The organism is Clostridium chromiireducens, from assembly GCF_003575225.1.
Lineage (GTDB): Bacteria > Bacillota > Clostridia > Clostridiales > Clostridiaceae > Clostridium > Clostridium chromiireducens.
The window spans coordinates 322,836-338,643 of the sequence record NZ_QXDJ01000002.1 but is presented as its reverse complement, the minus strand read 5'-3'; the positions used below and the strand labels follow the sequence as shown (position 1 = coordinate 338,643).

The 15,808-nt window shown below is 29.2% G+C and carries 13 protein-coding genes; 2 read left to right on the top strand and 11 right to left on the bottom strand.

Annotated elements, in window-relative coordinates:
• Positions 1 to 266: 266 nt before the first annotated feature.
• The 3 genes from D2A34_RS06800 to ychF all read right to left on the bottom strand — a co-directional run bounded on the left by D2A34_RS06800 (position 267) and on the right by ychF (position 4,482).
• The gene (locus D2A34_RS06800) at positions 267 to 1,244 is read right to left on the bottom strand and encodes a type I phosphomannose isomerase catalytic subunit (RefSeq protein ID WP_079438152.1); all 978 of its coding nucleotides are present in this window, start codon (positions 1,242 to 1,244) and stop codon (positions 267 to 269) included.
• Between the two features lie 75 nt (positions 1,245 to 1,319).
• Positions 1,320 to 3,119 (bottom strand): tetratricopeptide repeat protein, encoded by a 1,800-nt coding sequence (locus tag D2A34_RS06795; RefSeq protein WP_119366120.1) that lies wholly within the window; start codon positions 3,117 to 3,119, stop codon positions 1,320 to 1,322.
• A 265-nt stretch (positions 3,120 to 3,384) separates the two neighbouring features.
• Positions 3,385 to 4,482, bottom strand: coding sequence for a redox-regulated ATPase YchF (gene ychF, locus D2A34_RS06790; RefSeq protein ID WP_079438154.1), 1,098 nt, complete (start codon positions 4,480 to 4,482; stop codon positions 3,385 to 3,387).
• Positions 4,483 to 4,828: 346 nt separating this feature from the next.
• Here ychF and pdaA point away from each other — a divergent pair, with 346 nt between their 5' ends.
• Positions 4,829 to 5,713 carry a delta-lactam-biosynthetic de-N-acetylase gene (gene pdaA, locus D2A34_RS06785; protein WP_119366119.1) on the top strand — a complete coding sequence of 295 codons (885 nt, stop codon included), beginning with the start codon at positions 4,829 to 4,831 and terminating at the stop codon, positions 5,711 to 5,713.
• A gap of 496 nt (positions 5,714 to 6,209) precedes the next feature.
• Here pdaA and D2A34_RS06780 read toward each other — a convergent pair whose 3' ends face one another.
• The gene (locus tag D2A34_RS06780) at positions 6,210 to 6,707 is read right to left on the bottom strand and encodes a hypothetical protein (protein ID WP_079438156.1); all 498 of its coding nucleotides are present in this window, start codon (positions 6,705 to 6,707) and stop codon (positions 6,210 to 6,212) included.
• A 229-nt stretch (positions 6,708 to 6,936) separates the two neighbouring features.
• On the opposite strand from D2A34_RS06780, the gene D2A34_RS26590 reads away from it, so the two are divergent.
• Positions 6,937 to 7,089: a clostri-philic family protein gene (locus tag D2A34_RS26590; RefSeq protein WP_169896751.1), complete on the top strand. Its 153-nt coding sequence runs from the start codon at positions 6,937 to 6,939 to the stop codon at positions 7,087 to 7,089.
• A 470-nt stretch (positions 7,090 to 7,559) separates the two neighbouring features.
• On the opposite strand, the gene D2A34_RS06775 is transcribed toward D2A34_RS26590, so the two are convergent.
• The 7 genes from D2A34_RS06775 to D2A34_RS06745 all read right to left on the bottom strand — a co-directional run bounded on the left by D2A34_RS06775 (position 7,560) and on the right by D2A34_RS06745 (position 15,728).
• A complete protein-coding gene (locus D2A34_RS06775; RefSeq protein ID WP_119366118.1) occupies positions 7,560 to 8,210 on the bottom strand; it encodes a cyclodeaminase/cyclohydrolase family protein in 651 nt (216 codons plus the stop codon).
• Positions 8,211 to 8,648: 438 nt separating this feature from the next.
• Positions 8,649 to 9,872: an O-antigen ligase family protein gene (locus tag D2A34_RS06770; protein ID WP_119366117.1), complete on the bottom strand. Its 1,224-nt coding sequence runs from the start codon at positions 9,870 to 9,872 to the stop codon at positions 8,649 to 8,651.
• Positions 9,856 to 11,019, bottom strand: a complete 1,164-nt coding sequence (locus D2A34_RS06765) for a glycosyltransferase (protein ID WP_119366116.1) — start codon at positions 11,017 to 11,019, stop codon at positions 9,856 to 9,858. The genes D2A34_RS06770 and D2A34_RS06765 overlap by 17 nt, the downstream gene beginning before the upstream one ends.
• On the bottom strand, positions 11,020 to 12,312 hold the full coding sequence (locus D2A34_RS06760) for a glycosyltransferase family protein (RefSeq protein ID WP_119366115.1): 1,293 nt from the start codon (positions 12,310 to 12,312) through the stop codon (positions 11,020 to 11,022).
• An 8-nt stretch (positions 12,313 to 12,320) separates the two neighbouring features.
• On the bottom strand, positions 12,321 to 13,847 hold the full coding sequence (gene murJ, locus D2A34_RS06755) for a murein biosynthesis integral membrane protein MurJ (RefSeq protein ID WP_079438161.1): 1,527 nt from the start codon (positions 13,845 to 13,847) through the stop codon (positions 12,321 to 12,323).
• Between the two features lie 54 nt (positions 13,848 to 13,901).
• A complete protein-coding gene (locus D2A34_RS06750) occupies positions 13,902 to 14,615 on the bottom strand; it encodes a WecB/TagA/CpsF family glycosyltransferase (RefSeq protein WP_079438162.1) in 714 nt (237 codons plus the stop codon).
• Between the two features lie 12 nt (positions 14,616 to 14,627).
• Positions 14,628 to 15,728, bottom strand: a complete 1,101-nt coding sequence (locus D2A34_RS06745) for a tetratricopeptide repeat protein (protein ID WP_119366114.1) — start codon at positions 15,726 to 15,728, stop codon at positions 14,628 to 14,630.
• Positions 15,729 to 15,808: the final 80 nt, after the last annotated feature.

The following is a 15,808-nucleotide window of genomic DNA, read 5'->3' as shown; positions in this document are numbered from 1 at the left end:
ACTCTCTTTCTATTATTTAATTGCTTAAAATATAAGCAATTTTATATTAACTCTATTAATATATTGTAACCCCTATTTACTCTTTATCATACAGAAATTTCCTTGAACTTCATTATACTTTCGGAAAACATATCTATATAATTTTATTTTCCTAGTTCATAATCTATTTTATTTAAAACTATGCTACAAAAGCAGCTTGTCTATTGTATAATGTTCATTACCAAAATTAAGGAGTAACTGTATAGTCCTCCTTTAATTTTTTACTTTTATTTTTCTATTATATCTAAGAGTTTCTTTTCCTCAGCTTTTACGTTTGGCACATAGCTCTTCAGTAGCGTAAAATCACCTACTAATTCATACTCTCCAAGAGTTGCAGGAATGAAAATACTGTCTCCCATAAGTATTTTCTCTTCGCCACCACTATATTTTATAGCGCCATCACCATCAACGCATGTAAATAGGAAAAATCTTTCCTCATCACTTTTTTCTTTTACAGATGTATTAATTTCATATTTTTGTATTGTGAAATACTCATCTAAACAAAGGTACGTCTTATCATATCCCTCTTTTGGTATTGTAATTCCCTTTGAATTTTCCCCCTTAAGCGAAAAATCAATTACTTCTAATGCTTTCTCTACATGAATTTCTCTTCCTCTATTATAGTCATAAACTCTATATGTAGTATCACTATTTTGTTGAATTTCAGCAATTAATACACCTTCACATATAGCATGAACCAATCCACTTTGAACAAAGAAAAAATCGCCCTTTTTAACAGGAATTTTATTTAAATACTTATCTAAATCTCCATCTTCAATTGCCTTTTTAAATTTCTCTTTATCGCAATCTTTTGTTCCAACTATTAATGAAGCATTTTCTTCTGCATCAACTACATACCATGCTTCTGTTTTTCCTGAATCTTTTTCAACTCTATTAGCATATTCATCATCTGGATGAACTTGAACTGATAATTTATCTTCTGCAGTTATAAGCTTAATTAAAAGAGGAAATTCTTTAATATCAATTTCTGTTCCTAAAAGTTTTTCTCCATACACTTCTATTATTTCGTTAAAAGACTTACCTTTTAATTCTCCATTTTCAACTTTACCAGTACCATTTTTATGACAAGCAATATCCCAGCTTTCACCTATTACACCTTCTGGTATATTATTTCTAAATTTCTCAAGGTGCTTTCCACCCCATATTCTTTCATAATACAAATTTTCGAATTTAATTGGATACATCTAATTACTTCCCCCCTAGCACTATATATTACATTTCATGTAAATCAGATCTTTTTCAACCAAAAGTAATTTTAATTAATAAAATAATTTAAGGTCGGGAACCTTTAATGTTGCCCCATTTCTTTTATTATATGCGTCTGATAGATTTCTTATCCTATTATAATTTTCAGTTATTGTCTCTTTATCTTCTTCACTAGTTTTTTCATTTATTCCATCATATGCTGCTTTCAAATTAACCATACCTCTAGTTAGATCACCATCAACTGCGATATAATAACACCCTGCATTATTTAATGTTAAAATATCATTTTTATCAATAGCATAAGCGCTTCTTATTTCTTTAAGAGATTGTTCATTACTCTCTTTATTTAAATATACAGTTCCAAGAGCTCTATGGTACTTAGGCAATTTATCATTTATTGAAATACTCTTTTTTAGCAATGGTATTGCATCATCTTGTCTTTGGTTATTAATTTGTATTAATGCCATATTATAATATACTTCTGCATCATTTGGATTAATTTTTGAAGCCAGCTCATAGTAACGCATTGCCTTAGCAGTATCTTTGGTCGCATTTCCATAATATTCTGCTGTTTTAATTATAATATTGTAGTTTAAAGGTTCCTTATGTAAAGCAGTTCTAAAATAAGGCTCTATTCCATCAATTTTATCTTGCTTCTCCATTATCTCAGGTATCAAAAATCCATAATTATCTGGATAATCTCTGTTGGCTACTATACTTTTTTCGGAATCCTTAAATGCCTCATCATAATTTTCATTATTATAAGCCTGCCATGCTGACGCATGATAACCTATAAATGAATTAGGATACTTCTTTATCAATTCATCTAAAACTGTCTTAGCTTCTTCTGTTTCACCCAAGTTTTGATACATATTAGCTTTAATAAGCATCAAATTCTCGTTTCCAACATCATCACTCTCTATTTTTCCAATTAATTCATCCGCTTTTTTTGCTGACTCCTTGCTCATTGAATAAATTTTCGCTGTCCACATTTTATATGCAAGTTCATCAGGGGCTTTTTTCTCTAATTTTGAAATTTTATCCAAGATATCATTTTCATTATAATCTGCAATTTGAGCGATAACGTCAAATACTTTTATTTCATCTTTATCTTTATACCAAGCATCTTTTAATAATGTAAAACCTTCGTCATAATTATCTATCAGCATGTTCATTCTAGCTAAAATAGCTAAATCTACTGCACCTTCATCAGTTCTAGGATAACTAGCTACTATATCTTTTGCTTTATTTTTATCTCCATTTACTAAATAAGCAGTAAACATTGTTTGTAATAGATTTTTATTGTCAGGATAATCATGTAGAAATACTTCCCCATATTCTACAGCTTTTTTATATTCACCATTCATAACTGTCGTGAATACTATGTAATTTGCCAATTCTATGTCTTTATCTTTAAGCTTATCTTTCTTTTCTTTATTACTGTCTATGAACTTATTCCTTGCTTCATATGCTTTTCGCAAGATTTCATTTGATTTTATAAATTCACCTTTAACAGAATATATATCTGCAATTTTAACATCCCATATTGGCCATTCGTCCTTTTCTTGCAGCTTATTATATTCTGCGATAGCTTCATCATATTTCTTGTTATAAAAGTCTTCCTCTGCAACATTAGTTGCAATAGACGTTTTATACTTGTTTGCTTCAGTTGTAGATTTTATTGTTACAAACATTACTATAGCTACAACTAAACATATACTTACAGTTAAACTCGCAATAAAATACTTGCTTTTTCTGAATATATTCAGCTTTTCTTTGGTTAGAGTTACAGCTTGAGCAAAATACTTATTTTCTTTTAAAGCACTTATGTACTCTTTAACTCGTTTTTCCATGAATAAATCACACCTTACTTTTGTAATTAGTCATACTTGTTCTCTATTTTAACAAACTTTAATACAAAAATCTACAATTTGCATTATATTCATTGGATTGTAAGTATTTATTAATAATTTATTTACTGTTTTTCATCAGATAAACTTCTTTAACCTTACATATTAATTGACTTCTATAATTCACTTTTAAGCATTAATTAATATTAAGAAAACAAAAAGAGTGAAATTTAACTCCCACTCTTCTTGAATATACTAAGATGTACTTTTATACATTAAATCTAAAGTTAACTACATCTCCATCTTCCATTACATATTCTTTTCCTTCAAGTCTGAACTTTCCTTTTTCTTTAGCTGCTGCTTCTGAACCACATTCAACTAAATCATTGTAAGAAACTACCTCAGCCCTAATAAATCCTCTTTCAATATCTGAGTGAATTTTTCCTGCTGCTTGAGGTGCTTTTGTTCCTCTTTTGATTGTCCAAGCTCTAACTTCTTGAACCCCTGCTGTTAAGTAACTCATAAGTCCAAGTAATCTGTAACTAGTTTCCACCATCTTATCTAATCCTGATTCATCTAGACCATATTCTGATAACATTTCAGCTTTCTCTTCATCTTCAAGTCCTGATAATTCTTCTTCAATTTTAGCACTTATTACCATTACTTCAGAATTTTCAGCTGATGCATATTCTTTTACTTTCTTAACATAATCATTATCAAAGTTACCTTCCATAACATCATCTTCTGAAATGTTACATGCATATAAAACTGGTTTTGAAGTAATTAAAAATAAACCTTTTATAAAATCATTCTCTTCTTCAGTAACTTCTAGAGTTCTAACAGGCTTATTTGCTTCTAACTGTTCCTTAACTCTTTCCATAACTCCATATTCAAATTTTGCAGTCTTATCTCCTGATCTTACAAGCTTTAATGATTTTTCCATTCTTCTTTCTAGAACTTCTAAATCTGAAAATATTAACTCTAAATTTATAGTTTCAATATCTCTTATTGGATCAACAGAACCTTCAACGTGAACTACATTTCCATCATCAAAACATCTAACAACATGAACTATTGCTGCAACTTCTCTAATATGTGATAGGAACTTATTTCCTAATCCTTCACCTTTTGAAGCTCCTTTAACTAATCCTGCTATATCATAAAACTCTATTGCTGTATATACTTTTTTCTTTGTGTTATACATTTTCTCTAAAACGTCTAATCTCTTATCTGGAACACTTACAACCCCAACGTTTGGCTCAATTGTACAGAATGGATAATTAGCTGATTCAGCTCCAGCCTTTGTTATCGCATTAAACAACGTACTTTTACCTACATTCGGTAAACCTACCATACCTAATTTCATCTATGTACATTCCTTTCTTATATCGAACTTTTACTTACGGATATTCAAAATATACCCTAACTTTTAATATACCTTTAAAAATTATACTCTAGAACACTTTTTATTTCAACTTTATATTCCTATAGATAAACAACATACCTAAACTTTATGTAATACCTTACCGAAATCAAATTTTTCAGAATTATTAGTAACCATTTTATAAAGTTTGTACTAAAAATTCCTTTAGGTTTAAATGCATATAGAAATTACCATGACTATTCTTTGAGTAAATTCGAATACTATGAATGATTAGACGCTATTATGCAATATATTTTTTTAATTTATTTTAATTTTGGAGGTGAAACTAATGAAAAAAAATATAAAAGCTATTATTGCACTTTCTTTGGTATTAAACTTAGTTGCAATGTCTCCTCCTAGGTGCGTAAAAGCTACGGAAGAAAATGTTGATGCAAATGAGTGCTTTGAAGAGGGTGGAGTTTTTGGAGATATTTCAGATCTTGACAATATAAGGGATATCTTTTCCTCATTTAGTGATGAGGATGAACTTAACTGGTACTATGTTGGTAAAGGAAAGGATCAGGTTGCCGAGGGTCCTAAAGAATCTGCTAGCTTCCTTAAAGAAAGTGGCGGCTATTTCTTAGGTGATACATCGAATAAAGTCTTGTATCTCACCTTTGATGAAGGCTATGAGAATGGTAATACTGGAAAGATTTTAGATATATTAAAAGCATGTAATGTTCCAGCTGCTTTTTTTGTAGTAAAACCTTACATAGCTACAGAACCTGAATTAGTTAAACGTATGGTTGACGAAGGACATTTAGTTTGTAATCATACAGTTCATCATCCATCCATTGCTCAAATACGTGATAAAGAAAAATTTACTGCAGAATTTACCGGAGTAGAAGACGCCTTTAAAGAACTTACTGGCCAAGATATGCCTAAGTTTTTCAGACCTCCAATGGGTAAGTATTCAAAAAAATCTTTAGAAATGACAAAGGATTTAGGTTATAAAACTATATTCTGGAGCTTTGCTTATAAAGATTGGTTAGTAAAGAGCCAGCCATCTGAATCATATGCAGTAGAAAAGATACGTAAAGGAGCTCATCCAGGATCTATAATGCTTCTACACGCAGTTTCAGATACAAACACTAAAGTACTAGAATCCATCATTAAAACCCTTCAAGCAGATGGATATGAATTTAAATCACTGAACGATTTGCCTGAACAATAATCATTTCAGGTATAAATAAATCTACTATAGATTATGTTCTGAATATCAGTAAAATTAATTTGAATGATTTAGAAATAATAGTAACTGAAGAGATAAGTTTTCTAAAAATTAAAGTATTTTAGTGTGTTTTCAAGTAAAACTTAGTTACATGCTAAAATGCTTTAACTTTTAATTTTAAAATTCATACAATTTTATCTAATTGGTTTATCATACTTATTGTTACAATATCATCTGGGTAAATTTGGCATGAGATAAACTTATACTTTAGAAGTATACCTCAACTAGAAATACGAATCATTCTTTTATGGAATGTTTCGTTAGGAATTTTTATGGTCGTGATTCTTAGGGTAGAGGTTGTTCCAAAATGCTAGTTCAAAGCGTAGTCTTTGAGGCTAGCATTTTGGATGCAACTTCTATCCTTAGAATTACCCATAAGAATTCCTTAGAAACTGGAATAAAAGAATGATTCGTATTTCGATGAGTTATTTCTAAAGTATTATTTTATGAATTTCTCTACATTTTCACCTATTTTTACTGTAGAATTTTTTGATGTAATAATATTTTTTATTGTATTAAAATCCTGTGAAGAATATCCCATTGGATTAATTAAGTATGTATCTTCTGCAGAATTTTTATTTTTTTTCTTATCATCTTTATAAAAACTAATTGCAACAAAATCTTTCTTCTTATTTTTAGGCTCATTTCCTTTACCGATAAAAATAGATTTTACATTACTATACTTAACCGATCTTATTAAATCATTGCCTTTATAAAATTCTATTTTATCTTCCTTAATTATTATATCCTGATTATATTCTACTAAAACTGAAAGTGCCGTAACAATTCCTGTAAAAAAGAGCACCCACATAGGAATACTTTTTACTCCTCCTCCTAATGACCCAAAGATTATCCCTACCGCTATCTCAGTTGCTACTACGCCTATCATCATACCGTTTTTCTTCTTTATAACGATAGGAAATTTTGTGTTTTCCAATACTAATTCCTCCTTAGAATTACTCGGTAATTATTCAAAAATATTTTACATACTTTTTATTTTTAAAATATATATCTTATTCTAAGAAATATTATACAGTATACATGCAATCTTTTTCAATACTTGTTAATATTATTACTCAAACCTTTTTTAATCCCTAAATCACCAAAAAATTAGATGTATCAAAACTTCATATAAACACAAAATAATAAAAAAGGAGGTGAAATGTATGCCACTTAAAGAAGGACCACATAAACCTGGATCATGTAATCCACTACAAAAGGGTATAAGAAGACAGAAACTTCATGATGGGCAAAATGATGTTGGGAATCCTAAAAACAAACCTCAATATAAGAATTTTGATGGAGCACCAGTAGAATAATAGCAATCCGAAAGAAATGATATTCTGTTGCTCGGTTGCTAAAGAAAATAGCTATGTATTTCTAACAGCAAAAGTTGTACCCATTCCTGCATGCTCCTAAGCTAAAGCTTATGACAAGCAAGAATGGAACAACTTTTGCTAAAGAAATACTATAGCTATTCTCTATATGCAACACTGCGCAAAAGAATATCATTTCTTTCTGGTGTTGTATAATATTCCAAATGACAAAGTAAAATTATTATTGGTGTATACCTATACTAAAAATAAGTAACATATTGTTTGCAGTGTTTCATTGGAATTTTGATGGTAATGACTCTTGACTAAAAGTTGTTCCACAACGCTTGTTCATCGCCTGTCGTTGAGGCAAGCATTGTGGGTACAACTTCTATTCGTAGAATCATCCATCAAAATTCCTAGAAACCGAAACACAATATGTTACTTATTTCGGTAAGTTATCACATAACTCTAAGTTACGAATTTGGATATATTACGTTATTTACAATTTCAGTTATAGAATTTTTTTCTTCTTGTGATTTTTTCGAGATGCAGTTTAATTCATTGTCGATCTTTTCGAAAAACTCTTCATTTCTAAGTCCATTTAAGTTTACTTTAACATTTACTATTGAGCTTTCTATTGCACTATGTAAAAGAATAGCTGATATAGCTAGGTCTGATAATAACATTTTATTTCCGTACTTAGCCATAATATTTAAATTATCATAAAACTCTAAGCACTCTCTTGCTAATACTAAAGGTACTTCCATGGATTTAATTGTATTTTCCTTTATTGCTAAATTTCTTTTTTCCTTTTCTTCATCATTATCTTTAGATAATTTATAAGAATCCATTAACTTTAAAAAGTTTTCTCTATCTTCTTCCATAAGCTCTAAACTTCTTGCAGTAAATTCTTTGGATTCTTTTTCAAAGTTAGCTATAAGTTCTTTTTCACTACCACTTAGACCCATGTAACTTTTTTTACCTATTGTTAGTGAATATACCATGGAGTTTAATGCAGCAGATACTGCTGCAATAAGTCCAGCTACACTACCGCCTCCTGGTGCAGGTAGATCTGATCCTAACTCTTCTAAAAATTGATTAATACTTTCATCACAAAATTTCATCATTATGCCCCTATCATATTAATTTTTCTTTCTCTTCACCTATAGATAAACAACGTGATAATTGATATTTAATATATAACTCACCGAAATGAGTAGCATACTTTTGTTCCAGTTTCTAAGGAATATTGGTGGGTGATTCTAAGACAAAAGTTGTGCCCAAAATGCTAGCCTCAAAGGCAAACTTTGAACTAGCATATTTGGAACAACTTTTCTCTAAGAATCACATCCACCACAATTCCTAACGAAACATTCCACAAAAGTATGCTACTCATTTCTAGTCAGAATATATATATAAGTACAAATGTAATTTATAGCAGGTTTATCTATAGATGAGTAAACTATAAATTCATTTATCTCTTGAAATAAATACCACATAAGAAAGTAGAAATAACAATATTTCAACTCTCGGCTAGTTGCTATATATTATAACTCGGATAACTACTCAATGTTTTTGTTATCAAGAATTGAAACTAGATATCCTAAGTATATCCAAAATATCATGGAAATAAAGCTTACTGAGTAAATTAATGCGCTTTCAAATAAGTTAACTGCAAGAATACCTACTATTAATGAAGTTATTGTTGTCATTTGTAACTTCTCTTTCCTGTGTAACTTATCTAAATGTTCAATAATAAATGCTAAAATCATCAATATAAAGGTTAGGAAGAATACTAGTTGTACAAGTCCATTCACTGTCGCTGTCTGAACATACATATTATGCAGACCACCAGTTTCTAATCCTGGTAAATCATCAGTTTCACGAGCACTTTTAACTGCTTCTACAAGATTGCTATTCCCAACTCCAGTGAAAGGATGTTCATCAATTACTATAGATGCAGACGTCCAAAGACTACTTCTTCCACTTGTAAAATCTCTTATGTTACTTTTATCTAGTTCAAAAAATACTCCACATGCAATCACAGGTATTATTAAAAGTATTGCCCTAAAGTATTTATTTTTGTTAGATATAAATATGAAAGCATATATTACAGCTACAACTATTAGGTAAGCACTTCTACCATGAGATCCTACCATCGTTACTGCCTGCATGACTATATTAGCTAACCAAAACATCTTAAGTCTATGAATTTTAGCTATATTATTAAGATATATACATATAACAATAGCCAATGCAGCTGCTATTGATAGGGCATTTTCATTTTCAAATACACCTTTTGTAGTTCCAAATACAACTTGCCCTACTTCTATAGTCTTTCCCGAAAATCTGAGGATTAATGAAAATATTGATGCTAAAAACATAAAACCAACATAAAAATAGCTAATACAATTTAATTCTTTAATTAATTGTTTTTTATCTCTAAATACATCAACTGAAAACACAACTGTAAATAAGATTAGATTTACAGCCCATAGTGTAAGATTATGTGAACTTCTATAAACAATAATGTTCAAAAATAACGTTACTATAATGAATATTGCAAGAGGAATATCAAATTTATAGACCTTTCTTCTCTTGTATCCATCGATTATCATAAATAGAATCAATAGTGCTCCCCATGCAAACGCTGCATAATTTAAGATTGTAATTTTGGGGATATCTTTTAATATTGTTACGAATGTTAGGCTTACAAATAGATATAACAGCTTAAAATATAGTTTGTTGCCTAAAAAATCATAGATATTTTTAATTATTTCTTTCATATACTTTTTTATACACTCCTTTTAGCCTTTCCACTAATACATTTTCTGAATAGCTAAAAACTGCTTCTTGTTTTATTTTATTCTTATCATAAGACTCATAATTTTCTTTTATTTTTATTAATGCTCTGGCTAAATCATCAACATCTTTCTTTTTAGCTATAATTCCATTATCTTCTCTTATTATATCTTCTGCTCCTCCATTATCAGCACCAATAACTGGTTTACCACAGGCAAGTGCTTCAATATACACAACGCCAAAGGTTTCATGTTCAGATGGCAGTGCAAAAGCATCACACGCTCTCATTTCCTTAGATACCTCTTCTCTTGATAGAGCACCCAATAGTTTAATCTGTTTCTCCATTTTCAGCTGTTCAACTAATTTCTCTAATTCCGGCTTAATAGTACCATTTCCGCCTATTCTTAAACTTACCTCTTCATTTCTAAAGGTTTGTGCAAAAGCTTTTATTAAGCATTCCATACCTTTTCCTTCTTCAAGGAAAGCACAAGAAAAAAATTTGAAACCTTTGTCTTTACTTACATCATTTATCACATTATTATCCACACTAAATAATTTCAAATCAACCATATTGTGGATAACATCTACTGACTTGTTAACATATCCCTGGATTTCCTTTTTTAACCCACTACCAACTGCAATTAAGTAATCTGCCTTCTCATACGCATCAAAAATATGTTTCTTATAATTTTCCTTAACATATTTTGCATATTTAAGTGATGAATGTTCAGTAAGAACTAATGGGATATTATATTTTTTACTTATATAAGCAGCTGCTATTCCTCCCCAAAAGGCTGAATGGGCGTGAATTATATCAACCTTGCCTTCATTCCTAACTATTTCTTTATACAATCTATCCATTCTCTTATTGAAACTTTTAAACATTAATGGCGTTTTAGGCAAATAATTATAATCTTTATATCTATAAGTCCTAAGGTTATCTTCTAAATTAAAATTTATTCCTCTTTTTTCATGTATCTTACCCAACATTGTTATTGGCCAAATTTCATTATAGGCAACAGTAACTTTCTGACCACTATCTGCAAGAGCTTTAAATTGTTCCTTAAAAAAACTACCGTGAACTTTATTCCTAGCTGAAGAATACCAAGATGGAATAACCATTATATGCATTTAATCACTTCCCTCTAATATATTGTTCAGTCTCTCTACTATGGAATTCCACTCATAATTTTCGTCTGGTGCGCAGTGAATTGTATCGTTCTTATACATTTTTATTAATTCATAAATTTTATTCTTTATTTTTTGAGTACTATTATCTGTCACAACACATTTCTTATTATTTTCCACTACTCTTTTAATAGGATCATTCTCATCACCATAGATCACTAATATCCTGCCTTTTGCTCCAAAATAATCATAAATCTTTGCAGGTATCTGTTTGGAATTCTTATTTCCAAACAATAACAATACATCTCCATTAAGCATATATTTAAGCGCTTCATCAAAAGGTATTCTTGGGGATACGTTAGCCACCTCTAAGCTTTGTAATTTCTTTCTTGCTTCTATATCATCTATATTTCCAAAAAATAAAACATTCAATAAATTATAAGATTCTAAATCTTCATTCATAATTTCTTCGATCGCCTTTATAAATGGATTTATATCTCTAAGCTTTGAAAATATTTCTCCAGTATAAATTATGTTAACCTTATCTTTTCTTATAAGCTTTGGTGCTTCTTCATGAGATAATCTTTCATATAATTTTGCATCAAAACCTCGGTTTAAGATAAAAGTTTTCTTATTATCATTTAATGTCTTATAATCTTTTAAATATTCATTTTTATTTGCTTCTGTAACAAAGATGAACTTATCAGCAAAATTAACAATATTCTTTTCCATATTCTTTTCAAGCATCTTCTTGACAATAAAAGATTTTTCTCTAGTAGAATCTTTAAGCCATGGGTCACTCCAATAAGTAATCCATGGAACATTTTTATATTGCTTCTTTATATAATAAGCGCATAAATGAGATGATGGAGGTTCATGCATTGAAAATATAACATCAAATCTTTCTTTTTCCATTAAATCAATCCCATATACAGCCGCTTTCCTGGCCCATCCATAATACATATCAGGTATAACCATGGCATTCTTTATTCTTCTAAGAACCTTAGTACTATTTCCATTCTTAGGCTTAACAGATGCATTATTAGAACTATTAGTTTTTCTAGGCATTAATTTTTTAAAGACAATTCCACCATCAACCACGTGGACTTTTATTTTACCATCCATCATAGTTCTTAATGCCTCATCATAATATATTGAATCTTTTGGAAAATTCACTGTCAAAAGATGTACTTCATTATTGTTGATTTCACTTAATTTATTTAAATATTGAAGCGTTTCAATAGCTGCTGAATTATTTATCAACGGGGAATAGCAGGCAATAAATAATATTTTCATACACCCTCCTATCTTTTAATCCTCTTTAAAATTAAACTTTTTATTTCGATGATTTCTTCGATCTTAAAAATATGGCATAAAGTAAAATATACTACAACTCCAATTATTCCTCCAAATAAAACTAGAGGTATTGATCCTAACGTATTTCTTAGATTAATTACCACGATAATAATTACCAATCCCATGATCAAAGAACTTATTGTTATTAATACTATTTTTTTTATGATATCATTTATAATAAAATCTTTTTCTAGTTTTATAACACTTCTAAATAACAGAATTGCAGTTACTGCCATAGCTATAACAGATGCTAAAGCTATGCCCATTATCCCAAAATATCTAGATAAAATTATGCAGAATGTTATATTAATGATAACTCCAACAACTCCATTTACAGTAGTAACCTTCGTTTTTCCCATGGAAAATAATGTTGAATTTAAAATATCCCTTAATCCAGTGAAAAATATTCCAAATCCATAGCCTAATAAAGCAAAACTTGTAATTTGAACTGCATTTTTATCAAACGCTCCTCTTGCATATACAATTTTTACTATGTCTTCACTAAATATTATAACTCCAAAAGTAATAGGAATTAATAATATTGCTAAATATAAAATTGATTTTTTTAGAATTTCTAAAAATCCATGAATATCTTCATTACTCCTCATATTTGCCATAAGTGGATATGCAACACTTGTTACTGAAGCTGCAATAATAGTATTTATAAAAATAATCAACTTTTGAGCATAATCTAATGCTGAAACTGATCCACTTGGAAACTTTAAAGCAATATATTTATCAACAACCATATTTAATGAATTTGCTCCTGCTCCAATAATTACTGGAATTATTAAAACAACAATTGCTTTTAGTCTTTCGTCCTTTATATCTATTATAAATTTATACTTATATTCATGATTTAATAAAGATGGTACTTGCACCGCAACTCTAAAGAAATTTCCTATAACATTTGCAATTGTTAACCCTAAAATATCATAGTTATTAAAGAATAATAAATATAATATCATAGGTAAATTAAAAAACAACCCCAATATGGATGGAATCACAAAATCTTCATTTACTTGTAATAATGCTGTAAAACATGCATTTATAGATAAAAATAACAGATTTAATAATGTTATCCTTAATAATTTTATTGCAATTAATGCTGTTTCTTCCGAAGGTCCAAATATATATACTATTTCTTTTGAAAAAATGCTTGTTACAACAAATAGAAATAAAGAGATAACAAATAATATATTTATCACATTATTTGCAAACTCGTACATTCGTTTTTGACCTTTTTGAGCTTTAATTTTACTAAGCATCGGTAAAAATGCTGTAGATATTGCAAGTCCTACCAAAGTAAATATTGTTTCCGGTACAGATACTGCAAGATTATATGCATCGGTATACATTCCTGCACCAAAATTATTTGCAATAAGCATATCACGGACAAATCCCAAAAATCTACTTATCAGTGACACAATCATTATTATAAATGTAGATTTAACCAAACTACTTCTTTGTTTCATTTTATCACCTATTTATTTCTATCTGTTATTTTGTAATTTACGCTAATGTTAATATTACTTTTTCTTATGTCTTAGTACAAGTAGTAAAAATTTAGGTATAGCAATTAATCTTTTTATTCTGAATGGCTCTTTTATAACTCTATATAGCCATTCAAGACCTAAAGATATCATCCATTTTGGTGCTCTTTTAAGCTCACCGGCAAGTATGTCAAATACTCCGCCTACCCCCATGAATATATGTATATTTGAACTCTTAATAATCTTTTCAATAAATATTTCCTGTCTCGGCGATCCCATTGCTACAAAGATTGCCCATGGATCAGATTTATTTATATCATCTACTATCTCATCACAATTATTTAAATCAAAAAATCCATTATGAAATCCTGAAATTATTAAATTAGGAAATTCAGTTTTTATATTATCCACACATTTATTAAGAACTTCTTCTTTTGCTCCTAATAAATAAATAGATCTTCTCTCTAAATTTGCTTTAATTAAAACTTCTCTAACAACATCTATTCCCGCGATTTTTTCTTTCACTGGATTTTTTAGTAATTTTGATGCGAGTACTGTTCCAACTCCATCTGGTATTATAATGGAATTTTTATCATTAAAATTCTCTTTAAGAATAGGATTGTGCAATCCATTAAATAATACCTCTGGATTTCCTGATATTATATTTACTTTTTCAAAATTATCTGCATAATTCATTAAAGCACTTTTGTCCTTATTAAAAACCTCAAAATCAAGTATCTTCGTAAACATATTATCTCCTAATTATTTTACTGTTCTATTTAACATTTGATCTATTTCAATTACTATTTCATCTTCAGGAGCTAGCTTTTTAGCAATCTCTAGGTGAAGCTTTGCTTGCTCTTTATCTCCTAAGTTTATATAACACATTACTATATTTGTACAGATTTCCACATCTTTAGATGCTTCAAAGGCTTTTCTAAAATATTTTATTGCTTCCTCATACTCTCCAACACATGCATGGCTCATTCCAAGCTCATTAACAGTCTCAAGGCTTCCAGATTCAATGGCAAGGCTTTTACCTAAATAATATATAGCCTTATTATAACTTTCAATTCTTCTATAACCTACGCCTAAGTAATAATAAACTAATGGATTTTCTTTAAATTCTTCACTTAAGGGCAATAACAAATCTATGGCTTTCTTAGGTTCATCTTTTAAACACTCAACTGCCTTTTCAAAATGACTTACATTAGTAATATCACTTACTATTTCCTCTATTTCAGAAGTTTTCTTTCCACCCTTATTTATGTATTCATTTATTTCTACTTCCGCACCTTTGTGATCCCCTTGTTCTTTAAGAATTAAGGCATTATAAAGATAAGGTTCTGGAGATTTATCAAAGTTTTTCTTACACTCATCAATATCCTCTACTAGAATTTCTGCAAAACTTGAATCTTTTTCTCTTATTGTCTCACCTACAGCTAATAGCTTTGTTAGAATTTCCTCTTCCTTTGTATATCTATAATACCCTTTTAATAAAATATAGGCGTCTTCTAATTTATCTTTTTTTATTCTATTTGCTATAAGGCTTTTTACACATTCTTCAGCATCTGGAATGTAAGATAAAATCGTTCCATAATCATCAACATATCTAACATTTTTATCTGCACCAAAAGTAATAAACATACCCTCAACAAAATAATATATAGGTAAGTTGCTTAATTTTATTTCATCATTAACATTATTTACAACATAGTCAGAACTTATAGGCATATATAACTCATCATTTTTAAATTCAACATGCTCCGGTATATTGAGACTTCTTTTAAATCCTTCTTTATTCATTTCTAGAAATAATAATTTACTTAGTTTATCTTTATACATTGTCTTATAATTACTCATTCTACACCTCTTGCTTAATTGTCAATATCAATACTTAATCTAAATTCTTTATTAAGCATTCATTAATAACAACTGTTTAT

Coding starts and splice junctions, on each gene's coding strand:
- D2A34_RS06800 (WP_079438152.1), bottom strand. CDS start 1,244: ATGTATCCAATTAAATTCGAAAATTTGTATTATGAAAGAATATGGGGT.
- D2A34_RS06795 (WP_119366120.1), bottom strand. CDS start 3,119: ATGGAAAAACGAGTTAAAGAGTACATAAGTGCTTTAAAAGAAAATAAG.
- murJ (WP_079438161.1), bottom strand. CDS start 13,847: ATGAAACAAAGAAGTAGTTTGGTTAAATCTACATTTATAATAATGATT.
- D2A34_RS06770 (WP_119366117.1), bottom strand. CDS start 9,872: ATGAAAGAAATAATTAAAAATATCTATGATTTTTTAGGCAACAAACTA.
- D2A34_RS06745 (WP_119366114.1), bottom strand. CDS start 15,728: ATGAGTAATTATAAGACAATGTATAAAGATAAACTAAGTAAATTATTA.
- D2A34_RS06765 (WP_119366116.1), bottom strand. CDS start 11,019: ATGCATATAATGGTTATTCCATCTTGGTATTCTTCAGCTAGGAATAAA.
- ychF (WP_079438154.1), bottom strand. CDS start 4,482: ATGAAATTAGGTATGGTAGGTTTACCGAATGTAGGTAAAAGTACGTTG.
- D2A34_RS06775 (WP_119366118.1), bottom strand. CDS start 8,210: ATGAAATTTTGTGATGAAAGTATTAATCAATTTTTAGAAGAGTTAGGA.
- D2A34_RS06750 (WP_079438162.1), bottom strand. CDS start 14,615: ATGTTTACGAAGATACTTGATTTTGAGGTTTTTAATAAGGACAAAAGT.
- D2A34_RS26590 (WP_169896751.1), top strand. CDS start 6,937: ATGCCACTTAAAGAAGGACCACATAAACCTGGATCATGTAATCCACTA.
- pdaA (WP_119366119.1), top strand. CDS start 4,829: ATGAAAAAAAATATAAAAGCTATTATTGCACTTTCTTTGGTATTAAAC.
- D2A34_RS06760 (WP_119366115.1), bottom strand. CDS start 12,312: ATGAAAATATTATTTATTGCCTGCTATTCCCCGTTGATAAATAATTCA.